The sequence below is a fragment of the Pedobacter sp. WC2423 genome (assembly GCF_040822065.1).
GTDB lineage: Bacteria > Bacteroidota > Bacteroidia > Sphingobacteriales > Sphingobacteriaceae > Pedobacter.
The window spans coordinates 5218556-5244007 of the sequence record NZ_CP162005.1; the positions used below are offsets into that span (position 1 = coordinate 5218556).

At 41.1% G+C, this 25452-nt stretch carries 24 protein-coding genes and 1 riboswitch; of the genes, 15 read left to right on the forward strand and 9 right to left on the reverse strand.

The annotated features are described in order from the left end of the window. Nucleotides 1-2 precede the first annotated feature (2 nt). From ccoN to AB3G38_RS21840, 3 genes are all read right to left on the reverse strand, one after another. Nucleotides 3-2114, reverse strand: a complete 2112-nt coding sequence (gene ccoN / locus AB3G38_RS21830; protein ID WP_367865821.1) for a cytochrome-c oxidase, cbb3-type subunit I — start codon at nt 2112-2114, stop codon at nt 3-5. Nucleotides 2115-2182: 68 nt separating this feature from the next. Then, complete coding sequence (gene ccoS / locus AB3G38_RS21835) at nt 2183-2377, reverse strand: cbb3-type cytochrome oxidase assembly protein CcoS (protein ID WP_367865822.1); 195 nt, start codon at nt 2375-2377, stop codon at nt 2183-2185. Next, entirely contained in the window at nt 2374-4764 is a 2391-nt protein-coding gene (locus tag AB3G38_RS21840; RefSeq protein WP_367865823.1) for a heavy metal translocating P-type ATPase, read from the reverse strand. Before AB3G38_RS21840 ends, ccoS begins: the two co-directional genes overlap by 4 nt. Nucleotides 4765-5003: 239 nt before the next feature. On the opposite strand from AB3G38_RS21840, the gene AB3G38_RS21845 reads away from it, so the two are divergent. Both AB3G38_RS21845 and ribB read left to right on the forward strand, forming a co-directional pair. Further along, a complete protein-coding gene (locus AB3G38_RS21845; protein WP_367865824.1) occupies nt 5004-6320 on the forward strand; it encodes a sensor histidine kinase in 1317 nt (438 codons plus the stop codon). A gap of 44 nt (nt 6321-6364) precedes the next feature. Further along, nucleotides 6365-7015 carry a 3,4-dihydroxy-2-butanone-4-phosphate synthase gene (gene ribB, locus AB3G38_RS21850; protein ID WP_367865825.1) on the forward strand — a complete coding sequence of 217 codons (651 nt, stop codon included), beginning with the start codon at nt 6365-6367 and terminating at the stop codon, nt 7013-7015. 76 nt (nt 7016-7091) lie between these two features. On the opposite strand, the gene AB3G38_RS21855 is transcribed toward ribB, so the two are convergent. Beyond that, nucleotides 7092-7964, reverse strand: a complete 873-nt coding sequence (locus AB3G38_RS21855; protein WP_367865826.1) for a LysR substrate-binding domain-containing protein — start codon at nt 7962-7964, stop codon at nt 7092-7094. Between the two features lie 156 nt (nt 7965-8120). Here AB3G38_RS21855 and AB3G38_RS21860 point away from each other — a divergent pair, with 156 nt between their 5' ends. After that, nucleotides 8121-9335, forward strand: coding sequence for an MFS transporter (locus AB3G38_RS21860; RefSeq protein WP_367865827.1), 1215 nt, complete (start codon nt 8121-8123; stop codon nt 9333-9335). Nucleotides 9336-9387: 52 nt separating this feature from the next. Here AB3G38_RS21860 and AB3G38_RS21865 read toward each other — a convergent pair whose 3' ends face one another. From AB3G38_RS21865 to AB3G38_RS21875, 3 genes are read right to left on the reverse strand one after another with little or no spacing between them, the layout of a single operon-like run. Beyond that, nucleotides 9388-9786 (reverse strand): DUF1634 domain-containing protein, encoded by a 399-nt coding sequence (locus AB3G38_RS21865; protein WP_367865828.1) that lies wholly within the window; start codon nt 9784-9786, stop codon nt 9388-9390. Between the two features lie 5 nt (nt 9787-9791). Next, nucleotides 9792-10625, reverse strand: a complete 834-nt coding sequence (locus AB3G38_RS21870; protein WP_367865829.1) for a sulfite exporter TauE/SafE family protein — start codon at nt 10623-10625, stop codon at nt 9792-9794. Nucleotides 10626-10649: 24 nt separating this feature from the next. Further along, nucleotides 10650-11300: a FadR/GntR family transcriptional regulator gene (locus AB3G38_RS21875; protein ID WP_367865830.1), complete on the reverse strand. Its 651-nt coding sequence runs from the start codon at nt 11298-11300 to the stop codon at nt 10650-10652. Nucleotides 11301-11543: 243 nt separating this feature from the next. After that, nucleotides 11544-11631, forward strand: a riboswitch (TPP riboswitch). Nucleotides 11632-11691: 60 nt separating this feature from the next. On the opposite strand from AB3G38_RS21875, the gene thiS reads away from it, so the two are divergent. The 7 genes from thiS to AB3G38_RS21910 all read left to right on the forward strand — a co-directional run bounded on the left by thiS (nt 11692) and on the right by AB3G38_RS21910 (nt 17451). Then, complete coding sequence (gene thiS, locus AB3G38_RS21880) at nt 11692-11895, forward strand: sulfur carrier protein ThiS (RefSeq protein ID WP_111634353.1); 204 nt, start codon at nt 11692-11694, stop codon at nt 11893-11895. A 41-nt stretch (nt 11896-11936) separates the two neighbouring features. Continuing rightward, entirely contained in the window at nt 11937-13820 is a 1884-nt protein-coding gene (gene thiC / locus AB3G38_RS21885) for a phosphomethylpyrimidine synthase ThiC (protein WP_367865831.1), read from the forward strand. After that, the gene (locus AB3G38_RS21890) at nt 13821-14414 is read left to right on the forward strand and encodes a thiamine phosphate synthase (protein ID WP_367865832.1); all 594 of its coding nucleotides are present in this window, start codon (nt 13821-13823) and stop codon (nt 14412-14414) included. A gap of 3 nt (nt 14415-14417) precedes the next feature. Further along, nucleotides 14418-15068: a thiamine phosphate synthase gene (locus tag AB3G38_RS21895; RefSeq protein ID WP_367865833.1), complete on the forward strand. Its 651-nt coding sequence runs from the start codon at nt 14418-14420 to the stop codon at nt 15066-15068. Beyond that, nucleotides 15062-15826, forward strand: a complete 765-nt coding sequence (locus tag AB3G38_RS21900; protein WP_367865834.1) for a thiazole synthase — start codon at nt 15062-15064, stop codon at nt 15824-15826. The genes AB3G38_RS21895 and AB3G38_RS21900 overlap by 7 nt, the downstream gene beginning before the upstream one ends. Continuing rightward, entirely contained in the window at nt 15819-16934 is a 1116-nt protein-coding gene (thiH, locus tag AB3G38_RS21905) for a 2-iminoacetate synthase ThiH (RefSeq protein WP_367865835.1), read from the forward strand. Before AB3G38_RS21900 ends, thiH begins: the two co-directional genes overlap by 8 nt. 325 nt (nt 16935-17259) lie before the next feature. After that, nucleotides 17260-17451, forward strand: coding sequence for a hypothetical protein (locus tag AB3G38_RS21910; protein WP_367865836.1), 192 nt, complete (start codon nt 17260-17262; stop codon nt 17449-17451). A 14-nt stretch (nt 17452-17465) separates the two neighbouring features. On the opposite strand, the gene AB3G38_RS21915 is transcribed toward AB3G38_RS21910, so the two are convergent. Further along, a complete protein-coding gene (locus tag AB3G38_RS21915) occupies nt 17466-17645 on the reverse strand; it encodes a hypothetical protein (RefSeq protein ID WP_367865837.1) in 180 nt (59 codons plus the stop codon). Between the two features lie 100 nt (nt 17646-17745). Between AB3G38_RS21915 and AB3G38_RS21920 the strand changes: the two genes are divergently transcribed. Both AB3G38_RS21920 and AB3G38_RS21925 read left to right on the forward strand, forming a co-directional pair. After that, complete coding sequence (locus tag AB3G38_RS21920; RefSeq protein ID WP_367865838.1) at nt 17746-18087, forward strand: hypothetical protein; 342 nt, start codon at nt 17746-17748, stop codon at nt 18085-18087. 82 nt (nt 18088-18169) lie between these two features. Beyond that, nucleotides 18170-20797 carry a glycogen debranching protein gene (locus AB3G38_RS21925; protein ID WP_367865839.1) on the forward strand — a complete coding sequence of 876 codons (2628 nt, stop codon included), beginning with the start codon at nt 18170-18172 and terminating at the stop codon, nt 20795-20797. Between the two features lie 47 nt (nt 20798-20844). On the opposite strand, the gene AB3G38_RS21930 is transcribed toward AB3G38_RS21925, so the two are convergent. Further along, the gene (locus tag AB3G38_RS21930) at nt 20845-21354 is read right to left on the reverse strand and encodes a hypothetical protein (protein WP_367865840.1); all 510 of its coding nucleotides are present in this window, start codon (nt 21352-21354) and stop codon (nt 20845-20847) included. 368 nt (nt 21355-21722) lie between these two features. Between AB3G38_RS21930 and AB3G38_RS21935 the strand changes: the two genes are divergently transcribed. The 3 genes from AB3G38_RS21935 (at nt 21723) to AB3G38_RS21945 (ending at nt 25423) form a co-directional block, all read left to right on the forward strand. Continuing rightward, a complete protein-coding gene (locus tag AB3G38_RS21935) occupies nt 21723-22991 on the forward strand; it encodes an NAD(P)/FAD-dependent oxidoreductase (protein WP_367865841.1) in 1269 nt (422 codons plus the stop codon). Nucleotides 22992-23071: 80 nt separating this feature from the next. Next, on the forward strand, nt 23072-24400 hold the full coding sequence (locus AB3G38_RS21940) for a cytochrome ubiquinol oxidase subunit I (RefSeq protein ID WP_367865842.1): 1329 nt from the start codon (nt 23072-23074) through the stop codon (nt 24398-24400). 3 nt (nt 24401-24403) lie between these two features. Further along, entirely contained in the window at nt 24404-25423 is a 1020-nt protein-coding gene (locus tag AB3G38_RS21945; protein WP_367865843.1) for a cytochrome d ubiquinol oxidase subunit II, read from the forward strand. Nucleotides 25424-25452 lie beyond the last annotated feature (29 nt).

Below are 25452 nucleotides of genomic sequence, written 5' to 3' on the forward strand. Positions count from 1 at the left end.
CTTTATTTGGCTTTAATATCAGTTCCAAGGCGTTGCAGGTAAGCGATGATCGCGATGATCTCCTTATCACTTTTTACCTTAATATTGTTCTGTTGTAAATCGGCAGCTATTGCTTTGGCCTGCTGCTCTAAATCGGCATTGGCCTGGTGCTCATAACCTTTTTCATAAGGGACGCCTAAAGTCCGCATCGCATTGATTTTTACACGTGTTGTAGTCGTATCCAGTTTTTGCTCAGCCAGCCATTCGTATGGAGGCATAATACTACCAGGAGACATCGTTTGCGGATCGTACAGGTGATTATAATGCCATGCGTTACCATATTTACCACCTTCACGCTGCAAATCTGGTCCTGTACGTTTTGAACCCCATAAAAACGGATGATCATAAACGAACTCTCCTGCTTTACTGTATTCCCCGTAACGTTCAGTTTCAGAGCGGAACGGACGGATCATCTGAGAGTGACAGTTCACACAACCCTCTCTGATATAAACATCACGTCCTTGTAATTCCAGTGGCGTATATGGTTTTACACTTGCTATCGTCGGAATGTTAGATTTAATGGTAAAAGTTGGCATCATCTCAATCATTCCGCCAATCAAAATCACAATCAGAGAAAGCACCATAAAGATCATTGGTTTGCGTTCCAGCATGCGGTGTAATTTCTTGTCATCGCCCTGCGCCACATAAACCGGAGGTAAAGGCTGTGCTTCGGCAGCTTCATTCGCTACCAGCTGACCAGCTTTCATTGTTTTGACCAGGTTATAGGTCATCACGATCACACCTGTGAGGTATAAGGCACCACCAATGGCTCTCATCACGTACATGGGTATAATCTGCAGTACAGTTTCCAGGAAGTTAGGATATTTCAACAAACCTTCTGGTGTAAACTCTTTCCACATCAGTCCCTGCGTAAATCCGGCAAAGTATAAAGGAACAGCGTAAAAAATAATTCCCAGTGTACCAATCCAGAAGTGGAAAGAAGCTAGTTTGACCGAGTATAAAGTGGTATTGTAAATCCTTGGAATCAACCAGTATAAAATAGCGAAGGTCAAAAATCCATTCCAGCCTAAAGCACCAACGTGTACGTGGGCTACTATCCAGTCGGTATAGTGTGCAATTGCATTAATCTGTTTAAAGGCAAGCATAGGCCCCTCAAAAGTCGCCATACCGTAGGCTGTTAAACCTACAACCATAAATTTCAGTTTTGGATCTTCTCTTACTTTGTCCCATGCGCCACGTAAAGTCAGCAGCCCGTTAATCATACCACCCCAGCTTGGAGCAATCAGCATTACCGAGAAAGCTACTCCTAAAGACTGTGCCCAGGAAGGCAGAGAAGTATATAATAAATGGTGAGGGCCTGCCCAGATATAAATGAAAATAAGTGACCAGAAATGCAGGATACTTAATTTATAAGAATAGACAGGACGATTTGCCATTTTAGGCAGAAAGTAATACATCATACCCAGGTAAGGAGTGGTCAGGAAGAACGCAACCGCATTATGCCCATACCACCACTGTACCAGTGCATCTTGTACACCTGCGTAAACATAGTAACTTTTAAAAGCAGAGACTGGTAACTGGATAGAGTTAACAATATGAAGTACCGCGACCGTAACAAAAGTTGCAATATAAAACCAGATTGCCACATACATGTGTTTCTCCCGTCTTTTAATAATGGTACCGAACATATTGTAACCAAACACTACCCAGATGATGGTAATGGCAATATCGATCGGCCATTCCATTTCTGCATATTCATGTGAAGTGGTTAGTCCTAAAGGAAGGGTAATTACTGTCGCAATAATGATCAGCTGCCAGCCCCAGAAATGTATCTTGCTGAGGATATCGCTGTACATCCTGGCTTTGAGAAGTCGTTGCAGGGAATAGTAAATACCCATGAAAATGGCATTACCTACAAATGCAAAAATTACCGCATTGGTATGTAATGGCCTGATGCGGCCGAAAGTTGTGTATTGGGAACCCATGTTCATGGCAGGCTTGAACAGCTGCATGGCAATCAGAAGTCCAATCGTCATTCCCACTATACCCCAGATGATGGTGGCTAATGCGAAGTTTCTGACGATTTTGTTGTCGTAGTGGAATTTTTCGGTCATGAGAAAAACTTGTAGTTGTTTATGGGGGTAAAAATAGTTTCTGGTGGTATCCTGTGGAGTGACAGAAGTTATCTCCCGGAATGATCTTCGTCACTTTTTTCTTCGTTCCTGGTTCCCTGAGGTTCTTCTTCTTCAAAAAGTACTCTTACACCAGGTGTAAAAAGATCATCATGCTGACCGGATTTACTGGCCCAGAAAAAGGCGAGCAGAAATAGCAATGCCAATAGGATACTGAAACCAATCAGCATATAGATCATGTTCATAATAATTTGTTTTTACGGGCGTAAAACCGGGCAGTTAAACTGGTGAATAAAATAATAGTGATTGTGCTCATCGGCATGAGTATCGCGGCCATTAAAGGAGAGAGTAATCCTTGTACCGCAAATAATAAACCCACCGCATTATAAAGCAGAGAAATACCGAAACTCATATGGATGACCTTTACTGCATCTTTTGCCTGTTTGATGAACTGCGGGATTTTTTGAAAAGCAGCACCATCCAGGATGGCATCGCAGCCTGGTGAAAAGTTATTGATATCGTCTGTGACCGCTACACCTAAATTACTTTGCTTTAAAGCTCCGGCATCATTTAAACCATCACCCAGCATCATAACTTTAGCGTTGTTTTGTTGCAGCTGAAGAATATAATCCAGTTTTTGCTGCGGGCTTTGCTGGAAATGTAATTGTTGTACTCTTGGAAAAAATGGAGTCAGCGAGTTCCGGTCGTGATCCTGATCTCCCGATAATAAATGAAGGTCGGCGGTCTGGCTTAATTTTAAAGCCAGGGGTTTAAATCCTGTTCTCCATTGCTGGGCAGAGCGGAAATAGCCGCAATAATGTTTTTCAATCAGGATATGAACTACGCTGCCCTGATCTTCTGCTTTCAGTCCCAGATAGGCGGCACTGCCTAGTTTTACCTCATGGCCATCTACACAGCCACTGATGCCGCGGCCCACTTTTTCCATATAATTTTCTACTTGAAATAATGGAGTTTCAGCCAGCCATTTTACAAGTTCACGGCTTAAGGGATGTCCTGAATTTCTGGCCAGATCAAAAACTAACTGGCGCTCATACTGATCAAGCTTCCCATTAAACTCAAAACCTTTGGCCTCAGGGTTGGTAATTGTTCCGGTTTTATCAAAGACGATCGTATTGACCCGGGCAAGTTCTTCTATGACTGATGTGTTTTTTAAATAGAATTTGTTTTTATCAAAAATGCTGAGTACTGCGGCCAAAGTAAAAGGGGAGCTTAATGCCAATGCACAGGGACAGGCAATAATCAGCACTGCTGTAAATGCAGCCACGGCTTTATTGATATCGGTATTTACCCAGTACAGGCCTGCTGAAAGGGCTATAGCTACCAGGACAATGCTAAAGTGCCGGCTGGCAGTATCACTGAAAGTCTTGATCGGATCTCTTTCGCCGGAAAAGGCTTCATTGTTCCATAATTTGGTTAAATAGCTTTGAGAAACAGGTTTAACTACTTCTAATTCAATTGCGCCATGAAGCTGTCTTCCTCCTGCGTAAACGATCTCTCCTAAAACTTTTTCTACCGGAATAGATTCTCCGGTTACAAAACTGAAATCAAGTTTGGCCTCTCCTTTTAATAAGATAGCATCGGCAGGAATAATTTCGTTGCTGCGGATCAGAATGCGGTCACCGGTTTTCAACTCATTTAAAGGGAGAGGCTTTTCTTTGCCATCCTTTAACTGTGTCACTGCAACAGGGAAATAAGAGCGGAAATCGCGTTCAAAAGAGAGATAGTGATAGGTGCGTTTCTGCATCCACTTACCAATCAGCAGGAAAAATACGAGTGAGCATAAGGTGTCTACAAAGCCGGCGCCGGTTTGGGTAATGATTTCATAAGCAGAACGGATAAACATGACCGCTATACCCAGCGCTAATGGGAAATCGAGGTTTAGAACGCCATTTCGGAGATTTGTCCAGGCTGAGATAAAATAATCTCTGGCACTATAGAGCAGTACAGGAATGGCGAAGGCAAGGTTGATCCAGCCGAAGAAGTTTTTGAAGTCTTGTTCCAGGCTATTTAAACCAAAATAGTCTGGAAAGCTCAATAACATTACATTGCCAAAACAGAATCCTGCTACTGCAATTTTAGTCAAAAGATTACGTTCGGAATGATCAGTTTGCTGTTTTTTGATCATATCCTGTAAGCTAATCAGGGGTTCATAGCCAATTGCACTTAAATTTTCTACAACTTTGCGGAGTGAGATTTCCTGGTTTCTGAAAGTAATACCGACTTGCTTTTTTAGAAAATCTACGCGTGACTGTGCAATCGCAGGATTGATTTTATGTAAATGTTCGAGCAGCCAGATGCAGGAACTGCAATGGATTACCGGAATAAAAAATGTAATTACAGTAACTTTTGCATCGGTATAATCTACCAGTTCAGCAGCAATTCCGGGTTCATCTAAATAGTCGAAATGTAAGGTTTTCTGCTTCTGAGGGCTCCCAGGTACGTCATTATAGAGATAATAGCTGGAAAGATTGTGGTTAGAAAGAATTTGATAAACGCCTTTACAGCCCAGGCAGCAAAATTGCTTATCATCTGCTGCGTACGGCTTTTCTGGAAGTTGATCACCACAGTGAAAACAATGCGTTTCCACGGTTAAGGTATTTGTTTCTTTCATACTGAAAATTCTTTCCTCCAAAAATGGGGTCATAATCTCAATAGTAAAATGATTGCAGAAACCTTAAAAAGTGACGCATGTCACTTTTATTTCCATAACTTTATATTTTATTTCGTGAAATTAAAAACTATTGCTCACCCCAGACTCTTATTATAGGAGAGACTGTAATTTGCAGCAGAATATATCATGAATTGAGTAAATGATAGCTTCATCACAACCGAGAAACAATTTTACTATTGATGAAAACAGATAAAATGCAGTTATGGTCACAACTTATGGGGAGTCCTGAGACCCATACGCTGGAAGCAATCATATTTCATACTGCCTGCATTTTTACTGGTCTGCTTTTTATTTGCAGCATCATTTTTAATTATCTGATAGGTTTATACACTTTATCAATCTTGCTGGTGCCTGCTGTGTTCTTTGTTGGCTTGGTTTACTATTTATCAAAATTCAGGTACAAGCTTAATCTTGCAGTCACCATTTTTTGTGTCCTTGGTAACTTGCTGTTTATTGTTTTTTTTCTGAAGAACTCCGGCATTAATGGTCCGGGGCTAATAATTTACTTGCTTTTCTTCTTTTTAGTGATCAGTATTGTTCCTAAAGGCCAGCGCTTTGCATGGATGACTGTCAATATTATGGTGGCGGTTAGCCTTATTTTTTTTCAATATCGATATCCGGAGTCGGTACCTGTTAATTACGAGGATAATCAGAGCAGACATCTGGATTTTGGTTATGTATATTTCTTTACTTTAATTATCATTTATTTCATTCTGACGAGTATTATCAAGAGTTATAACCGGGAGAGGTTACTGGCAGAAAAACGGGCTGAACAGCTGGAGATTGCTAATCAGTCGAAAAATAAGTTGTTCTCTATCCTGGCGCATGATCTCAGGTCGCCGCTGAATTCTATCCAGAGTTTCCTGGAGATTTCTATGGAGTTTGAGATTGAAGAAGAGGAGAAACGAAATATAAATTTGAGTTTGCTGAGGGAAACGAAGTATACGGGGCAGATGTTAATTAATTTACTTTCGTGGAGTAAAACGCAGATGGAGGGGGCGAGTGTGAAATTGCTTGTACTGAACCTGGAGTGGGCGCTGGAAACAACGTTACTTTTACAGACAAGTTTGGCGGAGGAGAAGGGCTTGATTTTGAACAATAAGCTTCTGCCGAATTTGCATGTGATTGCGGATAATGATATGCTGGAGCTGATTGTGCGCAATTTGCTGAATAATGCAATTAAATTTACGCCGCCGGGCGGACAAATTACGATTTCTTCTGAGGTGCATGGTAAAGAGTGCTGGATTAAGATACAGGATACGGGAATCGGAATTGATAAGATTGATTTTGACCGTATTTTTTCGTTGAATTCACAAAGTACTTACGGGACGAACCAGGAGAAGGGTGTCGGGTTAGGATTAGTTTTGTGTAAGGAGTTTATTGAGTTACAGGAGGGGAGAATCTGGGTAGAGAGTACGTTGAATGTAGGAACTACTTTTTTTGTGAGTCTGCAGATTTCTTCGCAGAACGATTTGTTTGCTTTGCATTTGAATTGAAAGTTTAATTATTCACCTTTGCACGGTCAAAAAAATTATAATATATGGAAGATCATTACGAGCTGTCCCGTTTCGGAAAAGGGTTTAAGGAAAGAGTTGAAAATGCGCTGGACTGCCTGAAAAAGGGTAAAGGGGTACTGGTTGTAGATGATGAGAGCAGAGAGAATGAAGGTGACCTGATTTTTCCTGCGGAGTCTATGACGGTATCAGATATGGCTTTAATGATCAGGGAGTGCAGTGGTATTATTTGTCTTTGTTTGAAGCCTGCTCAAGTTGATGCTTTAGAGTTGCAGCCTATGGTACAGGTGAATACGAGTAAGTATCATACACCGTTTACGGTATCTATTGAGGCTAAAGAGGGGGTAACTACCGGGGTTTCTGCAGCGGATCGTTTACAGACAATCAGAACGGCTATTGCTGATCAGGCCAAGCCGGGGGATCTTTCCAGACCTGGTCATGTTTTCCCTTTAAGGGCGAATGAGGATGGGGTTTTCGGCAGACGTGGTCATACTGAAGGAAGCATTGATTTAGTGGTGCTGGCGGGATTCAGACCTGTAGCGGTTCTTTGTGAACTGACTAATGAGGATGGTACGATGGCAAGGCTGGCTGAGATTTCTGTTTTTGCGGATAAGTATAAGTCTACTGTAGTTTCTATCGAAGATATTTTTCAGTACCGTTTATCGCTGCTGAAATAATTTTCTGCGCGTTCCTGGAACGTAAAAAAAGGAGTATGCTATGTTCAGGCGATCTTGTCTTTGCCTACTCCTTTGATTACACTACTTTCATAAATTCTTCCACAAATAACATGGCTGATTTTTTACGGTATACCCCTTTTTGCCAGAGGATGAAAGCTTGTTTGTAAAGTTTTTTATCTGAAATCGGTACAGCAGCAATATTTTCCCATGTACTGATTGCCTTTTCATTAATAATCGTTGCCCAGTTCCCGGATTCAACCATAGATAGCAGAGAATGCACATCGTTCATTTCGATTCTTGTATTGGGTATAATATTGTTTTTTCTAAAGATTTCATCAAATAAATCCCGGGAACTAAAGCCTTTGCTGGGAAGAATCAGGTCTAGTTTTCCGAGTTCTTTTAAAGAGATTTTAGGCAGTTTTGCCAAAGGGTTTTCTTTGGAGATACCCATGACAATTTTGGAAGAGAATACAGGCTGCATTTCAAAGCCACTGCTGTCGCGCTGCTCATGGAAGGCCAGGATGATATCGAGATCTGCCATTTTAAGTTTATTTTCCAGTTCACCAGCTGTTCCGTATTCAATGTGGATCATGATACCAGGGTATTTTTCGGAGAAAGGGGTGAGGGCAGGTAATAGCAGGGAGCTGAAGGCATAGGTTACCCCGATTTTCAGTTCTCCGTTCACCATATTGGCGAGTTCAAAGATGGCCTGCCGGGATTTCTTAATATCCAGCATGATTTGATGGGCATGTGTCAGAAATACGTTACCGGCTTCTGTTAGCTTTACCTGTTTGCCCATCCGGTCAAACAGCAGCATACCCAGGTCTTCCTCAAGTTGTTTGATTTGCTGAGACAAAGTGGATTGAGTAACGAAGCAGGCTGCCGCTGCCTCTGTAAAGTGCAGGAGTTCTGCGGCTTTAATAAAATAGTTAAGTTGTCTGATTTCCATAATCGATCGTTAAAACTAATCAATATCATTAAAACTATCAATTTTATAAATAGATAGTTTATGCCGAAATTTGTATCGGTCTTTCTGATGAAGCTGCTCCTGAGAGAATTATCACAGTAAATACAGAGAGGCTCTTCAAAATTGTAAAATAATATCATGAATGTTTTCCGGTCGTTAAAATCACGTAATTTCAAACTCTTCTTTTATGGACAATCAATATCCCTTATAGGCACATGGATGCAAAAGACGGCGGTCAGCTGGCTGGTTTATCAGCTCACGGGATCGGCAGTTTTACTAGGGGTAGTAGGTTTTGTAAGTTTGATTCCTTCGTTGATTTTATCACCTTATGCAGGTAGTCTGGTCGACAGGCATAACCGGTACCATATTCTGGTGATTACACAGGTGGTCTCTATGATCCAGGCAGGAGCACTGGCGGCCATTATCTATTTTGGATATAATAATATTCTTTTTATTATCGGATTGAGCCTGGTGCAGGGGATTGTCAATGCTTTTGATGTAACCTGCAGACAGTCACTGATGGTAGAGATGGTAAATGATAAAAATGATTTGCCTAATGCGATTGCATTGAACTCTTCCATGGCCAATTTTGCACGTATTGCAGGCCCTGCAGTTGCAGGGATTATCCTGAGTACCTTTGGTACAGACATTTGTTTTCTGGGGAATTTCTTAAGCTATATTCCGGTACTGATCTGTTTATTCATGATGCGTTTACCAGTGCAGATGATTACTAAATCAACTAAAAGCATTTGGGTGGAACTGGAAGAAGGTTTCAGGTATGTAACAGGAGATAAAGAACTGAGCAGCATGCTCATGATGATCGGGGTCAGCAGTCTTTTTGTAATCCCTTTCAACACACTGATGCCAATCTTTGCTAAAGATATTTTCGATGGAGATGCTAAAACTTTCAGCTGGTTTGAAAGTGCAGCGGGGCTGGGTTCAATTATCAGTGCCATTTATCTGGCCAATTTAAAAGATAGCAGTACCCTGATTAAATTAACAACTATTGCAGGAGCTGTATTGGGAGGTAGTTTATTATTCCTTGCTTTTGCACCACAATTGCCTGTTGCCTTATTATTTATGGGAATATCCGGAGTGGGTATGATGGCGCAATCCTCAGCTATTAATACTTATATTCAAACACATGCAGTTCCAGAAATGCGGGGACGTGCAATCAGCTATTACGTAATGGCTTACCAGGGACTGATTCCTGTGGGTAGTTTATTGATTGGCTGGGTTGCTCATTTGATTGGCCCAAGACCGGCAGTATTAATCGAAGGGTTAATAGGAATAACTGCTACCGGTATCTTTGCCTATTATAAAAGCAGACAGGCAGCAGTTAAAACTATATAATCTAATGCGCGTATCAGAACGATACGCGCATCAGGTTTGAATACTCACCCGCTTAAATACTCAATCCCCCGAATGTGCTGAACAGGATAATTGACAACACAATCAGCGTGATTAATACATATAGCTTATCTTTTTCCAGTGCAAAGGCGACCAGTGAAAATACAATTCTTATAATCGGGGTCGCAATCAGAATAACCACACCTAACTGGATGATTTCTTTTGCACTTCCTTCGCCTAATCCTTTAATGATCCCTGTCAGGCTGGTATAACCTTCGCCTTCTCCATGAAATGTGCCGTAGTCAGGAAGACCCGAGCCTTGCTGGAATAGATACCAGGTTCCGCCGATGATGGCAACCGCTCCTGAGATGAATACACCATATCTTAAAACCTGACCGATCAGCTGTTGCATATCGTAGTCAGTTACTTTTTTAGTTTCTTTACTGTTAGTCATGTTTCCTAGAATTTATGATTAAAACCATTGTAAATCATGTTGAGGGCGATAGCGGTAATCGCAAAACTGAAGATGATCTTCAACCATTTGACGTCGATCTTCATCAGTAGCTTTGAACCTGTAAAAGCACCCGCAAGTACACCGATAATTACTGGAAAGGCAATGCCAGGGTCGATGTAGCCTCTTTGCAGATACACCACTGCGCTTGCAGCCGCAGTTACCCCAACCATGAAATTACTGGTGGTCGTACTTACCCGGAAAGGAACACGCATGGCACTGTCCATCGCTAGTACTTTTAAAGCACCAGATCCTATTCCTAATAATCCTGAAAGCATCCCGGCAAGGGTCATAATAGAGAATCCGCCACCTATGTTTTTTAGTTTATAGTCTACTATACCCTCTTTTGCAGGATAACTGCTATTTAATTTGAGCAGGTAGGAAAGTTTACTCCCTTCTGCCAATGCACCTTCATGTTTCTTTCTTAAGGTCATTGCCGCAGAAAAAATCAAAGTAACACCAAATAGTATCGCTACAATGTTAACAGGAGTATAAATCGCCAGAATGGCTCCCATTACTGCGCCTGCAGTCGTTGCAATCTCCAGGAACATCCCGAGGCGGATATTGGTAATACCTTCTTTCACATAGGCACTTGCAGAGCCGGAAGAGGTGGCGATCGAAGCGACGAGTGCTGCACCGATTGCGTAGCGGATATCAACATGAAAAAATAGGGTCAGCAAGGGTATAATTACCACCCCGCCGCCTAAACCAGTTAGTGAACCAGCAAGTCCTGCAAGATAAGCCCCCAATAACAGGATCAGGGTAAAGGTTAAAATTGTCATGAGTTGTATGATTAATGATAGTTTTTAGTAATTGTTATCTAGTAAAGTTTTGATGAGCTGTTCTGCCGCGGCCTGATCCCTGTTCACAATCGCAGTTGCCAGTTCTTCATGCCATACCTGGCTCCTGGAAAAGTAGACCATATTTTGCTCTTTGCGTTTAGTGAAAAAATCGCGGATTACTGAGGTGAAGTTCTGATACAGGTCAATTAATACTTTGTTTTTTGAAGCTTTCGCAATGCTGACGTGGAATGCTATATCTGCGTCTGTGCATTTTTGCTGCTGATCGGTATCGATAGCTTTTTTTCGTTGCAAAAGATGATTTTGCATCGCAGCCAGATCTTCTTCAGTTCTGTTCAGACAGGCAAGTTTTACAATTTCTTTTTCGAGTAAGGAACGAACGGTATTAATTTCTTCAAAGTCTGCCCGGCGCAGACGCTGCGCAAGAGTTTCCTCTTTTATTTTTGAGGCGACAAAAGTACCTGAACCTTGCTGTACTTTAAGGATGCCGGAGATCGCAAGGGTTTTTATCGCTTCCCTGATCGTAGAACGGCCAACTTCATAACGTTCCATCAGTTCAGGTTCTGATGGGATTTTTGTGCCTTTTTTTAGTTTGCCAGAGGTGATATCGCTTTTGAGGGCAGCGATTACTTTGTCTGATAAATTGATTCTTTTCATCTGTGTTAGCTATTATCTTTCTTGTCAGATGGAGCCTTTGAGGGTTAAAATAATTATTGATCCTGGGGTTTAATAAGTATTTTAACCCTATCGCTTTCGTGAATTAAACATCTGATGTTTCAAAGGTATGTAATCGCATCATACATCTGATGTTTGTAATGTAAAAGTGACAAGAGAAGTTATGCTTTTTGAAGAGGATTTTTTAATAAATTTCTTTTCTTATTAAAAATGTTATAGGTTTACAAAAAACTTTAGGGGTGCCTTGTGCTGAGATATACCCTTTGAACCTGATGCAGTTAGTACTGCCGAAGGGAAAAGTAAGGCCACAACTATGTTGCTGGTTTTTCATTCCTTATACAGGTCATTCCTATCGTTATTAAAAATGAAAAGAATGGAAATTACTGTAAATCATCAAACTTATTCTATTGCAGGTTCATGTTCTGTAATACAACTTTTAACTGCAGTTTTGCAGGTTTCAGGAAGCGGTATTGCGGTGGCTGTTAATCAGTCAGTCGTCTCTAAATCTGACTGGTCTGTATACCATCTTCAACCCGGAGATCAGGTCATGCTCATCAAAGCAACTCAAGGAGGATAATCCATTAATTTCTGTTTGCAACCTAACAAAATCACATAACGATGAAAGTAGAAAAAATTCCAGATGGCCAGGTCATCAGCAGGGAGCCCTTCCCGGCTTCCCGTAAAGTTTTTGTAAAAGGCGAGCTTCATGCTATTGAAGTGGCCATGCGTGAAATCAGCCTTAGCGAAACCAAAATACATAATGGTTTTGGCCTGACAGAGAAAAATCCGTCCGTAACAGTTTATGATACCAGCGGGCCTTATACAGATCCGAATGCGCATATTGATGTTAAAGCGGGCTTGCCGCGAATCCGGGAACGTTGGGTGACCGATAGAGGTGATGTAGAAAAACTGGATCAGATTACCTCTGCTTATGGTGCACAGCGATTGGCAGATCCTTCACTAGATCAATTGCGTTTCTCTTTTCAGCATCAGCCATACCGTGCAAAAGCTGGACAGAATGTATCTCAGATGCACTATGCCAGAAAAGGGATCATTACTCCCGAAATGGAATATATCGCAATCAGAGAAAATCAAAGAATAGAACTTTGGAATAACGAAAAAGGGGAGCAGGCTGAAGCGATGAGCCATCAGCATGCAGGAAATAGCTTCGGTGCCAATACACCTAAGGGATTTATTACACCAGAATTTGTACGTCAGGAAGTAGCTTGTGGAAGAGCCGTTATTCCATCGAATATCAACCACCCTGAATCTGAACCCATGATTATCGGCCGGAATTTCCTGGTTAAGATTAATGCAAACATTGGTAATTCGGCAGTGACTTCCAGTATTGAGGAAGAAGTTGAAAAAGCGGTGTGGGCATGCCGCTGGGGTGCGGATACCATTATGGATTTATCAACTGGTAAGAATATCCATGAAACAAGAGAGTGGATTATCCGGAATTCACCAGTTCCAATCGGTACAGTTCCAATTTATCAGGCGCTTGAAAAAGTAAACGGTAAAGCAGAAGACCTGACCTGGGAACTGTTTAGAGATACATTAATTGAGCAGGCTGAGCAAGGAGTTGATTACTTTACTATCCATGCAGGCGTGTTATTAAGATATATCCCGCTGACCGCAAAAAGAATTACGGGTATAGTTTCAAGAGGTGGATCAATCATGGCAAAATGGTGCTTAGCACATCATCAGGAGAGTTTTCTGTATACACATTTTGAAGAAATCTGTGAGATCATGAAAGCCTATGATGTTGCCTTTTCATTAGGTGACGGATTAAGGCCTGGATGTTTGGCTGATGCCAATGATGCTGCACAGTTTGCAGAGCTGGAGACATTAGGTGAACTGACAAAAATTGCCTGGAAACATGATGTACAGACTATTATTGAAGGTCCTGGCCACGTACCGATGCACATGATTAAGGAAAATATGGAGAAACAGCTGGAACATTGCGGGGAAGCTCCATTTTATACTTTGGGCCCCCTGACTACAGATATTGCACCTGGATATGACCATATTACTTCAGCAATTGGTGCAGCTATGATTGGTTGGTACGGAACTGCGATGTTGTGTTATGTGACGCCAAAGGAACATTTGGGTTTACCAAATAAGAAAGATGTAAAGGACGGAGTAATCACTTATAAAATTGCGGCACATGCGGCAGATCTGGCAAAAGGACATCCCGGTGCGCAATACCGGGATAATGCTTTGAGTAAAGCCAGGTTTGAATTCAGATGGGAAGATCAGTTTAATCTTTCACTTGACCCGGATACTGCCAAAGAATTTCATGATGAAACACTTCCTGCGGATGGGGCTAAAATCGCTCACTTCTGTTCAATGTGCGGCCCGAATTTCTGCTCGATGAAAATCACGCAGGATGTAAGGGAATATGCTGTTAAACAAGGATTGGATGAAGCTGCAGCACTGGCGAAAGGTATGGAAGATAAATCGCGCGAATTCACAGCAAAAGGAAGTGAAATATATTTGTAAATGGAACTCATAGCCGTCACACGTCCGGATTATTTTCAGGGAGAGGGCGAATTGATTAATGCTTTGTTTGGTGCGGGGCTTCAATTGTTGCATCTCAGGAAACCGGAAAGTGAGGAGGCTGGATTTATGAAGCTGATGAAGGAGATCAATCCGGATTATTACCGGTCAATTTCTATTCATCAGCATCATGAGCTGGCAAACAGGTTTTCAATCCGCAGGCTTCATTATCCCGAAAAACTATGGAAGCTTACTGGCGCAAAAAAAAGAATAGAACTTTTTACCGATGGCTTTCATTTAAGCCGTTCTGTTCATGAATGGGGCCCGCCAGAAGATACTGCCTTTCTGGATTATGTTTTTTTTGGGCCAGTATTTAATAGTATTTCTAAAGTGGGTTATCAAAGTATAGTGGATAAGAATTTTAGTCTGACTGCTGTTCCCGAAGGGCTGAAGGTATTTGGTATCGGAGGGGTTACAGCAGCACTGTTTCAGGAATTACAGCGGATGAATTTTGACGGTGCCGTTGTTCTTGGGGCTCTTTGGAATCACCCGTCCGATGCAGTAAAAGAATTTGAAAAAATGATTAAATCATTATAAGATATGTTAATTGATCAGTTACATTATATATCGCAGCCCCCTGAAAATGGGACACACCTTACTGCGATTGAGAAAGTATTGCAGGCAGGTGGTCAATGGATACAATTGCGGGTTAAGGAGCAACCGGAAGATGTTGTACTTGAACTCGCTGTTCAGGCCAGTCGTTTATGCGAAAAGTACGGTGCAAAATTAATTGTAAATGACTATCCTGAACTGGCTTTGAAATCTGGCGCTTATGGAGTACATCTGGGTTTAAATGATATGCCTGTAGCGCAGGCAAGGGCTATTCTGGGAAAGGATAAGTGTATTGGCGGAACGGCAAATACTTTTGAAGATATATGCAGAAGGGTAGCGGAAGGTGCGGATTATATAGGTCTGGGGCCTTTCCGTTTTACCACGACCAAGCAAAATTTAAGCCCGGTACTTGGTCTTGGTGGTTATCAAAAGCTGATGGAACAAGTGCGTGCGGCCGGTATTCAATTACCCATTATTGCCATTGGTGGTATTACAACTCAGGATATTGCGCGTATTCTTCAAACAGGGATTTATGGAATTGCAGTCTCTGGTTTACTCACACAGGGTGTTGATCTGGCTGGAAATATTGGCTTGATCTATCAGAAATTAAACCTTAATTCAAAACAAACGATATGTTAACTATTGCAGATAAAGTATTTACCTCCCGTTTATTTACAGGGACGGGAAAGTTCAGCTCAGCAGAAATCATGGAGCAGGCGTTGCTGGCTTCTGGTTCGGAACTGGTTACTGTAGCCTTAAAAAGAGTTGATCTGAAGAATGAGGAAGACGATATATTGAGCAGGTTAAATTACCCGCAGCTTAACTTATTACCAAATACTTCGGGTGTAAGGAATGCGAAGGAAGCTGTTTTTGCAGCGCAGATGGCCAGAGAAGCTTTGCAGACCAACTGGATTAAGCTGGAGATTCATCCTGATCCTAAATATTTAATGCCTGATCCTATTGAGACGTTAAAAGCAACTGAAGAACTGGCGAAATTGGGTTTTATGGTGTTGCCGTATATTCATGCTGACCCGGTATTGTGCAAGCATTTAGAGAGTGCCGGTACTGCTGCGGTTATGCCTTTAGGTTCGCCAATAGGAAGTAATAAGGGGTTGAAAACTATTGATTTCCTTGAAATTATCATTAGTCAGAGTAATGTGCCTGTTATTGTGGATGCTGGAATTGGTGCGCCTTCGGATGCTGCAAAAGCTATGGAAATTGGCGCGGATGCAGTATTGGTGAATACGGCAATTGCTGTTTCCAGAGATCCGGTTAAAATGGCCGAAGCGTTTAAGATTGCAGTCATTGCCGGAAGGATGGCTTTTGAAGCTAAATTAGGATCTGTCAATTCATATGCTGTGTCAAGCAGCCCTTTAACTTCTTTTCTGGATGACTGATAATTTCACTACAATTTTTAATACTTATAGCTGGGAACAGACTAAGCAAAGTATATACGAAAAGACAGCACAGGATGTAGAGCGTGCTTTAGGGAATAGCAAACGGACTTTAGAAGATTTCAAAGCGCTGATTTCTCCTGCGGCAGCTCCGTATCTGGAACAAATGGCACAATTGAGCAGGCTGGCTACTTTAAAGCGTTTTGGTAAAGTGATGCAGTTATATGTGCCACTTTATCTTTCTAATGAATGTAATAATATTTGTACTTATTGTGGATTTAGCCTGGATAACAAGGTAAGGCGCAAAACGTTGTCTCCCATAGAGATTATGCAGGAGGTCGCAGTGCTGAAAGAAATGGGATATGATCATGTGCTGCTGGTTACTGGTGAGGCAAATCATACGGTGCATACGGAATATTTCAAAGGGGTACTGGAACTTTTACGTCCTCATTTTGCATTGATTTCAATGGAGGTACAGCCACTGGATACGGAGGATTATGAGATGCTGATTCCTTTGGGGTTAAATACGGTATTGGTTTATCAGGAGACGTATCACCGGGATGATTATAAAAAGCATCATCCGAAAGGAAAGAAATCGAATTTTGAATATAGGCTGGAAACGCCCGACCGGTTAGGAAAAGCGGGAGTGCATAAAATGGGGTTGGGAGTACTGATCGGATTAGAGGATTGGCGCACGGATTCGTTTTTTACGGCATTACATCTGGGATATCTGGAAAAGAAGTACTGGCAGACAAAGTATAGTTTGTCTTTTCCCCGGTTAAGGCCGTTTAGCGGAGGTCTGGAGCCTAAAGTTGAAATGTCTGACAGGGAGCTGGTACAGCTGATCTGTGCTTACAGGCTGTTGAATGAGGAGGTGGAGCTTTCTATTTCTACCAGGGAGTCGGTTGTATTTCGGGATCATATTATTGGTTTAGGGATTACTTCAATGAGTGCAGGGTCCAGGACGAATCCAGGAGGGTATGCGGTGGAACCGGAATCGCTGGAACAGTTCGAGATTTGTGATGAAAGGACGCCGGATGAGATTAAGGAAATGTTGAAGGAGAAAGGGTATGAGGCGGTGTGGAAGGATTGGGATAAGCTTCTCCAATAAAAAAACACCTATACTATGTTCGGGCGACATTGCCGTCGCCGAAAAGGCTCGGAACGAATGCCCTTCACATTAGTATAGGTGTTTTTTTTCTATGTCCAAACGGGGGAAGTGGTTGGGAAAGAAAGAAAGAAAGAAAGAAAGAAAGAAAGAAAGAAAGAAAGAAAGAAAGAAAGAAAGAGCAGAAGTGTGCAGGTTGCTTTCTTCGTCCGCCCCAACTTGATGTCGCATTCTGCGGCATCAAGTCTGCAAACCCCTGCTCATTCAGAAAAAATATTGTTTTGAGGGAGTACAGATAGTTTTTTTAGAAGAATTTTTATCTTGCTTTATGTTGTTAAAGAGAGATATTGAAGAGTTATTTGGGAGTTTTGTGAAAAGAAAAATCATAGTTTTACTTCAGGAGTTGGAATCACTTTTGGATGAAGGAAGAACCGGCGAGGAATTAGAGGGGAGTGTTAAAGTGGGGCTTGATTCTATTCATCTGCTGATTTTTGATTTGTACCCCTACGAATTATTCTAGTAATATAAGATTGTTTATCTTTTAGATGCGTTGATCACAATCGCCATTGTAATACCCAGTGTCAGGACAATAATAATAAATATCCACATAGCTATGGCATCATTCCTGGTGTTTTTCCCTCTGATATGATCTTTAGACCAGTCGAAAAAATCTCGTTTTAATTTTTTATCTTCTTTAATTGGTTTATTATCCATATTCAAAGCTATAAGAATAAATTCGGTGAAGCTTCATAATCCCTTTTTAAGTGAGTCGTCTGATTAGCTTTTTGTAACGTAAAATTCTTAAATTCGCGACATGAATTTAATAGACTTTACACTTCCTGAAATAGTTTTCTTAGAGCCAAGTGAGCATCTTGAAGATGAAATGGGAGGCCGCACAGTGATACAGCATACAGGCTCCCACACCATCATGGAAGTTATAGCAACGGATGAGGTTGAGGGGCTTAATTTTAAAGCCGGGACCAAAACTTATGAGTTTGAATACCTGAACATTTATGGGGTTGTCGAAAATCATATATTCGCAGTGCATTTTACTTTGAATGAAGGAGATTTGACTGATGTATTTAAACAATGCGCAGAATGGTACAGAGCTTATTTGAGCTGGGAAGATAGAAACATCCTGGAAGATGAAGAATAAGAGCTGAAATCGAATATCCCTGTTTTAATAAATAAATTTTTTGTTATTGCGATTTTCCCGTTCTCTTTTATAGCCGCAGCCTATGAACAATATATTTCAATCTGACGCTTATACCTTATCAAAGGATAGAGTTACACAAGGAGCATTCCAGGCTATTGCACTTTCTCCGGCAGCGTTACATTCTAATTATCAAAGTCCGGTTAATCTGGACATTAGTCCGGATTTATCATTCAAATTCAGTATCAATGGTAAAGACAATGAGATGATTTCTGGGAAAAACCATCAAATCAGTATTATTGCCGTTAATGGAAAATTTGAAACTCCTGTTATTCGCTTTGGTCAGCAATTAAAAGAACCGCAATCAAAAGGTGTATTTCTTCGGCCGGACACTCAATTCACCATTAAACTTGATATGCGTGAAGTACTGGATGCTTTTGCTTCCAAAGGTTTTTACAGCACTTATGATGGAACAAAGATCTATAAAGCTGACTTCAAAGGCGTTTTTGTAGCTGGTAATATTAGTCCGCTGATCTGGGATTTTGATAACCTGAGCAATCATAAAGAACTGGAATTAAAAGATAGTGATGGTGACGGTATTTATACAGTTACGCTGGAAATGAATAAGGCGCAGGAGAAAAAAACTACGGTCTCTTCCTGGAAGTTATCAAAAGATATTTCCGCTTTCCCTCAGTATAAATCAGCTTTTCCAATGATGGATGCACTCTATAACCTCAGCTTAGAAGAGATGGAGAATGCAGTAGAGCCGGATAGTACCTTCAGAACAGGAAAAGAATGGGCAGGGGTATGGACAAGAGATATTAGCTATAGTATTATACTTTCTATGGCTACACTGCAACCTGAAGTTGCTCAGAATAGTTTGCTGAAAAAAGTTAAGCATAACCGTGTCATTCAGGATACAGGTACGGGAGGTTCATGGCCGGTATCTTCTGACCGGATGATCTGGGCAATTGCAGCCTGGGAAGTCTATAAAACTACAGGTGATCAGGCATGGCTTACCAAAGTTTATCCGATCATCAGAAACTCTGTTGAAGATGATCTGAAAAATGTTTATGACCCTCAAACAGGTATGGTCAGAGGTGAATCCTCATTTTTAGACTGGAGAGATCAGACTTATCCGAAATGGATGCAATCTGCAGATATCTATGCTTCGGAAAATCTCGGGACGAATGCAGTTCACTATCAAACCAATAAAGTACTTGCCGAAATGGCGGTGCTGCTGAAAGACAATGATGCAGCTAAAAAGTATACCGGTATCGCCAGTCAAATCAAAGAAGGGATTAACAAATATTTATGGATACCGGAAAAAGGATATTACGGACAATACTTATATGGCAGACAGTTTAAACTTTTGTCTCCACGCTCCGAAGCACTGGGAGAAGCACTCACTGTATTATTTGATATTGCAGATGCAGGGCAGCAGAAATCTATAGTTGCAAAAACACCAGTCACTAATTTTGGTATTCCCTGTATCTATCCTCAGATTCCGGATATTCCACCTTATCATAACAATGCAGTGTGGCCTTTTGTACAGGCCTACTGGTCTCTCGCTGCGGCAAAAACAGGAAATGAAGAAGCACTTGTACAAAGCATGAGTGCAATTTATCGTCCTGCGGCATTGTTCCTGACCAATAAAGAGAATTTTGTTGCTACTTCTGGTGATTTTGCAGGTACGCAAGTCAATTCAAGTAATATGTTATGGAGCCTGGCGGGGAATATCAGCCTGGTTTATAAAGTATTATTTGGGATGGATATGCAAACAGATGCACTGGTCTTTAAGCCGTTTATTCCTGAAGTACTCAAAGGTGAACGGACGCTGACTAATTTTAGATACCGCAATGCAGTACTGGATATTAAATTGAACGGCTACGGAAATAAGATTAAATCAATCACAATTGACGGTAAACCTTTGCCAAAGGCGATGGTTCCTGCAGCTTTAAAAGGAAGACACCAAATTGATATAGTGCTGGCTGATGATAAACCAGAGAGAGGTCAAGTTGCAATAGCTGAAGATTATTTCTCTGTCGTTGCACCTGTATTGAAAAAGGATAACAAACTGATCAGTTGGGAAAAGGTAGAAGGAGCTGAAAATTACCAGGTGATCCGTAACGGGAAAAAGATCACTAAAACTCAGGGATTAAACTATACCGCAAAAGAAAGTGGAGAATTCCAGGTGATAGCTGCAGATAAAAATGGGGTTACCTCATTTGCAAGTGAACCTGTTTTAATTACGGAAACTAAAGAAATACAAGTTATTCCTATGGAAACCGTAGCCGCTAAATCAACGCTGCCTTATCAGGGATATACCACAAATGGTTTTATTGAGATCAGTAAAACAAAGAATAGGAAAGTAACGCTTCAGATTAATATAGCTGAAGCAGGTACTTACGCCATGGACTTCAGGTATGCCAATGGAAATGGCCCAACCAATACAGAGAACAAATGCGCTATCAGAACATTTAATGTGGATGGACAGTTTGCAGGAACTTTTGTATTTCCGCAACGTGGAAAAGAAGAATGGTCTAACTGGGGTTTCAGTAATGTAAATACAGTGAAACTGACTAAGGGAACGCATGAATTCCAACTTTCATTCGAAGACTGGAACGAGAATATGAATGGTGAAATTAACCAGGCTATGCTCGACTGTCTGAGACTGATTAAGATAAACCAATTAGAAAAGGCCCTTTTATAGAGCCTTTTCTAATTGTACAGAAAGACGGTAATAAAAGAGTTGAACCGTTATTTTGGCTCATTTAAAGGACGGCGCAAAAAGAAGTATTCACTTTGATGCGCTGCATAATCCTGGAAGCTGGAAGAGGCCTCAATACCTTCAGGGATCTTTTTAAAATTCTCAGGAGTAATATATTTCCAGGTTACCCCGTTTGATTCCTCTAAAGAAATGATTTCAATAGGGAAGTTCAATACGAATTCATTCAGGAATTCAAGTTTATTTGCAGTCCATTCTTTGGTACTTCCTAAATTACGCGGCCATACATATAACTTATGCGCTTCTACAGTCTTTCCATGATCATCGATAAAGGTTGACTGTTTCAAGATCAGGTCACTGATTTTTACAGTGGCTATATCACCTTTAAAAGAATCTTTCTCAGCAGTGATCAGGATTGCCTTTGCAGTCAAAAACGGCACGCTTGCCCCCTCAGGATGTACTTCTTCTAACTGGTCAGTAAATACATATTTACCTTTCTGGAATGTTAAAACATTTGCTGATGGTTGATCTTTGCTGCTCATTTTGAATTTTTTGTAAACTTAAACCTTTAACGTCAGTAATAGTAATAAATTTCTTTGCGAAGGAATCTTTAAACTGATTGGTTTGCTAGTTTATTTGACTTTTTCTTCACAAAATTTTATTCTGTTTAGGGAAGATATATGAAATTCATCTGGTAATTTGTTTATTCTTTTTTTTAGCTGCAACTGCGTCAAATCAACTTCCGGTAGGAAACTACCAGAAGTTGATTTGACTTGTTTCGCTTAAAAAAAAGCTATAAACAATTTTACCATCTAAATTTAAATAACTTCAAACATAGCACGTTTGTTGTTGTTCTAAGGCTAGTAAACATATTGTTTAGAATTGATCTGATCTTTTAAATCTCAATCATATGCCAAAGAAAGTAGTCATTATAGGTGGTGGATTTGCAGGTGTGAACCTTGCTAAAAAACTAGCAGGTAATGCATCATTTGATATAACCCTTGTAGATAAAAACAATTATAACTTTTTTCCGCCGCTGCTTTACCAGGTAGCTACCGGTTATCTGGAAACCTCTAATATCACTTATCCGTTCCGTAAACTTTTCCGGGGAAAGAAGAACTTTATGTTCAGACTGGGAGAACTGGAACAAGTTTTACCAGAAAAGAAGCAAGTCATTCTTTCTACAGGTGCTGTCAATTACGATTACCTTGTTTTTGCCACAGGTTGTGAAACCAACTATTTCGGAATGGATAATGTAGCAAAACATGCTATCCCGATGAAAACAGTTGCTGATGCACTGCAAATGCGGAATACCCTATTAGAACGCTTAGAAGAAGCTTCCCGCTCAACAGATCCTGCAGAGCGTAAAAAACTGCTGACTGTAGTCGTTGCAGGTGGTGGCCCTACAGGAGTTGAAATATCAGGAATGTTTGCTGAAATGAAAAGAACAATCCTGGCTAAAGACTATCCGGAGCTCAAAGGTGCCAGTGGCGAAATCTATCTCGTCGACGGACTCAAATCAGTACTTGCCCCAATGAGTGAGAAATCACAGCAATACACATATGATACCCTGACCAAAATGGGTGTCAAAGTAAAGCTGAATGTGATGGTGAAAGATTTTGTAAACGATACCGTTCATTTTGCTGACGGAAGTACAATTGAAGCTAAAAATCTGATCTGGGCAGCCGGAGTTACTGCAATGACTTTTAAAGGCATGCCAGAAGAAGTTTATGGAAAAGGTAAAAGATTACAAGTTGATGAATTCAACAAAGTAAAAGGATTAGAAGACATATATGCTATAGGGGATACCTGTATTCAGTTAACAGACCCGGGCTTTCCGCAAGGACATCCGCAGTTAGCACAAGTTGCCCTTCAGCAAGGAGACAACGTTGGTCATAACATGATCAGGATCGAAGAAAACCAATTTCCTAAAGCCTTCAGTTATGTAGATAAAGGTACGATGGCGATTATCGGAAGAAATAAAGCCGTTGCCGATCTGCCGAAGCCCAAGCTGTTTTTTAGTGGATTTATCGCCTGGGCAATGTGGCTGTTTATCCATTTAATCTCCCTTATTAATTCAGGCAACAGGATCAAAACTTTATATAACTGGATGATTGCTTACTTTACCAAAGACCAATCTTTACGAATGATCGTCAGACCGGCAAGCAAGAAGCTATAAAGCTGCTAATATTACAATTATAAGGCAATTCTTGCCCTTTGATTTATGGCTTCATAAGCCATAACTATTACATTTGCTACATGGATGATTTCTTAGCCGCACGACTCCAAATGGCCTTTTCATTGGGCTTTCATATCGTTTTCTCCTGTATCGGAATGGTGATGCCATTTTTCATGTGTACCGCCCACTATCTTTGGTTAAAAAGAAAAAAAGCAGTCTACCTCGATGTCACTAAAGCATGGAGCAAAGGAGTAGCAATTTTCTTTGCCACCGGCGCAGTTTCCGGAACTGTATTGTCCTTTGAACTCGGCCTGCTCTGGCCTAAATTTATGGAACACGCAGGCCCTATTTTCGGGATGCCATTTTCATTGGAAGGAACAGCGTTTTTTATTGAAGCCATTGCACTCGGATTTTACCTGTACGGATGGAACCGTTTTCATCCCTGGTTTCACTGGTTTACCGGGGTAATTGTAGGGATCAGCGGATTGCTTTCCGGGATTCTTGTTGTTGCAGCCAATGCCTGGATGAACAGTCCTGCGGGATTTGATTTCGTCAACGGACAATACCTGAATATTGACCCCATGAAAGCCATGTTTAACGAAGCCTGGTTTTCACAAGCACTTCACATGTGTGTGGCAGCCTTTGTATCCACAGGTTTTGCTGTTGCAGGAGTTCATGCCCTGATGATTTTAAAAGGTAAAAATGTAAACTTTCACCGTAAAGCATTTCAGATTGCAGCTATATTCGGGACTGTGGCTGCCTGTCTTCAACCCATTAGTGGTGATATTTCAGCCAAGGATGTTGCAAAACGCCAGCCTGCTAAACTAGCCGCAATGGAAGCTCACTTTCATACCGAAAAAGGAGCTGGATTAATCATTGGAGGAATTCCGGATACAGCCACTAAAACTGTTAAATATGCCTTAAAAATACCCAAAGCACTGAGCTTTATGGCTACCGGTGATTTTAATGCAGAAGTTAAAGGACTGGATCAGTTTGCTGAAAAAGATCAGCCACCGGTTGTCGTTGTACATTATGCCTTTCAGCTTATGGTGGGACTGGGGATGGCTATGCTTGGCCTGGCCATCATTTATTTTATTGCGCTGATTAAAAAGAAAAACTGGGCTGAAAGTAAATGGATGCTTAAACTATTCGTGATTGCGACCCCAATGGGATTTCTAGCCCTTGAGGCAGGGTGGACAGTTACTGAAGTAGGCCGTCAGCCATGGATTATTTATGGCGTAATGCGCACTGCCGATGCAGTTACCCCAATGCCCGGAATCGCTTACTCATTTTATCTGTTTACAGCCGTTTACATTTCACTCGCCATTATTGTGAGCCTGCTGCTATTCCGGCAGATTACGATGGTCGATAAACTTTATGATTCTTCCACTGATAAAAAAATACAATAGCATATGGTATACGTCGTAATAATTTTCCTGTGGACTGCCATTCTGTTATATATCTTATTGGGAGGAGCTGATTTTGGTGCCGGAATTATAGAACTATTTACTTCCAGGGCGAACAGGCCGAGGATGCGTAAAAAGATGTACGAAGCCATTGGCCCGGTTTGGGAAGCCAATCACATGTGGCTTATCATTGTGATCGTTATCCTTTTTGTCGGTTTTCCTAAAATCTATACAACCGTATCCATTTATCTGCATATTCCACTGGTTTGTATGTTGATGGGGATTATTGCCAGGGGTACAGCTTTTGTTTTCAGAAATTACGATGCCGTAAAAGATGATATGCAAAAAGTGTATACTCCGATATTTGTTATTTCCAGTGTAGTTACCCCTTTCTTTTTAGGAATTATCGCTGCAAGTGCCGTGTCAGGGCAGATCGACCTGCAAGCTAAAGATTTCCTTTCGGCCTATGTCTTTAGCTGGTTAAGCTGGTTTTCAGTCAGTGTGGGCATCTTTACAGTTACGATTTGTGCTTATCTGGCCAATGTCTTTATCATTGGTGAAGCAGAAGGCGAGCAGGACAGACAATTGTTCACCCGCAAAGCAAGACGTACCATCTTTGTGGTTATGGCAGCAGGCGGATTAGTATTTTTAGCTGCACACTCAGAAGGAATTCCCCTGTTAAACTGGATATTTAGTGATGTTCCCGGAATTATAGCGCTGATCATGGCTACGATTTCACTCGTGATTACGTTTGTTTTATTAAACAGGAATAAACCGATTATATTACGGTTATTGGCTGGTTTTCAGGTGACCATGATCCTTTTTGCTGCTACTTACAGTCATTTTCCGGATATTATCCTGCTTAAAGGCGGAGATAATCTTTCCTTACTCACCCACCAGGGACAATTCAAAACAATTGAAACTTTAGGTTATGCACTGCTGATTGGCAGTATTTTTATTATACCCGCATTGGTTTATCTGATATATAGCTTTCAGCAAAAGAAGGGAAGTACCGAAGCACATTAGCCTGTTTTAAATAGGCGTTAAATATTATT

What these genes read in the sequence shown, in the direction of transcription:
- ccoN (WP_367865821.1), bottom strand. Translation starts at nt 2,114, where the DNA reads ATGACCGAAAAATTCCACTACGACAACAAAATCGTCAGAAACTTCGCA.
- AB3G38_RS21930 (WP_367865840.1), bottom strand. Translation starts at nt 21,354, where the DNA reads ATGAGCAGCAAAGATCAACCATCAGCAAATGTTTTAACATTCCAGAAA.
- ribB (WP_367865825.1), top strand. Translation starts at nt 6,365, where the DNA reads ATGGAAGATCATTACGAGCTGTCCCGTTTCGGAAAAGGGTTTAAGGAA.
- ccoS (WP_367865822.1), bottom strand. Translation starts at nt 2,377, where the DNA reads ATGAACATGATCTATATGCTGATTGGTTTCAGTATCCTATTGGCATTG.
- thiC (WP_367865831.1), top strand. Translation starts at nt 11,937, where the DNA reads ATGAAAGTAGAAAAAATTCCAGATGGCCAGGTCATCAGCAGGGAGCCC.
- AB3G38_RS21845 (WP_367865824.1), top strand. Translation starts at nt 5,004, where the DNA reads ATGAAAACAGATAAAATGCAGTTATGGTCACAACTTATGGGGAGTCCT.
- AB3G38_RS21865 (WP_367865828.1), bottom strand. Translation starts at nt 9,786, where the DNA reads ATGACTAACAGTAAAGAAACTAAAAAAGTAACTGACTACGATATGCAA.
- AB3G38_RS21855 (WP_367865826.1), bottom strand. Translation starts at nt 7,964, where the DNA reads ATGGAAATCAGACAACTTAACTATTTTATTAAAGCCGCAGAACTCCTG.
- AB3G38_RS21945 (WP_367865843.1), top strand. Translation starts at nt 24,404, where the DNA reads ATGGTATACGTCGTAATAATTTTCCTGTGGACTGCCATTCTGTTATAT.
- AB3G38_RS21915 (WP_367865837.1), bottom strand. Translation starts at nt 17,645, where the DNA reads ATGGATAATAAACCAATTAAAGAAGATAAAAAATTAAAACGAGATTTT.
- thiH (WP_367865835.1), top strand. Translation starts at nt 15,819, where the DNA reads ATGACTGATAATTTCACTACAATTTTTAATACTTATAGCTGGGAACAG.
- AB3G38_RS21870 (WP_367865829.1), bottom strand. Translation starts at nt 10,625, where the DNA reads ATGACAATTTTAACCTTTACCCTGATCCTGTTATTGGGGGCTTATCTT.
- AB3G38_RS21935 (WP_367865841.1), top strand. Translation starts at nt 21,723, where the DNA reads ATGCCAAAGAAAGTAGTCATTATAGGTGGTGGATTTGCAGGTGTGAAC.
- AB3G38_RS21910 (WP_367865836.1), top strand. Translation starts at nt 17,260, where the DNA reads ATGTTGTTAAAGAGAGATATTGAAGAGTTATTTGGGAGTTTTGTGAAA.
- AB3G38_RS21860 (WP_367865827.1), top strand. Translation starts at nt 8,121, where the DNA reads ATGAATGTTTTCCGGTCGTTAAAATCACGTAATTTCAAACTCTTCTTT.
- AB3G38_RS21875 (WP_367865830.1), bottom strand. Translation starts at nt 11,300, where the DNA reads ATGAAAAGAATCAATTTATCAGACAAAGTAATCGCTGCCCTCAAAAGC.
- AB3G38_RS21925 (WP_367865839.1), top strand. Translation starts at nt 18,170, where the DNA reads ATGAACAATATATTTCAATCTGACGCTTATACCTTATCAAAGGATAGA.
- AB3G38_RS21895 (WP_367865833.1), top strand. Translation starts at nt 14,418, where the DNA reads ATGTTAATTGATCAGTTACATTATATATCGCAGCCCCCTGAAAATGGG.
- AB3G38_RS21890 (WP_367865832.1), top strand. Translation starts at nt 13,821, where the DNA reads ATGGAACTCATAGCCGTCACACGTCCGGATTATTTTCAGGGAGAGGGC.
- thiS (WP_111634353.1), top strand. Translation starts at nt 11,692, where the DNA reads ATGGAAATTACTGTAAATCATCAAACTTATTCTATTGCAGGTTCATGT.
- AB3G38_RS21840 (WP_367865823.1), bottom strand. Translation starts at nt 4,764, where the DNA reads ATGAAAGAAACAAATACCTTAACCGTGGAAACGCATTGTTTTCACTGT.
- AB3G38_RS21940 (WP_367865842.1), top strand. Translation starts at nt 23,072, where the DNA reads ATGGATGATTTCTTAGCCGCACGACTCCAAATGGCCTTTTCATTGGGC.
- AB3G38_RS21900 (WP_367865834.1), top strand. Translation starts at nt 15,062, where the DNA reads ATGTTAACTATTGCAGATAAAGTATTTACCTCCCGTTTATTTACAGGG.
- AB3G38_RS21920 (WP_367865838.1), top strand. Translation starts at nt 17,746, where the DNA reads ATGAATTTAATAGACTTTACACTTCCTGAAATAGTTTTCTTAGAGCCA.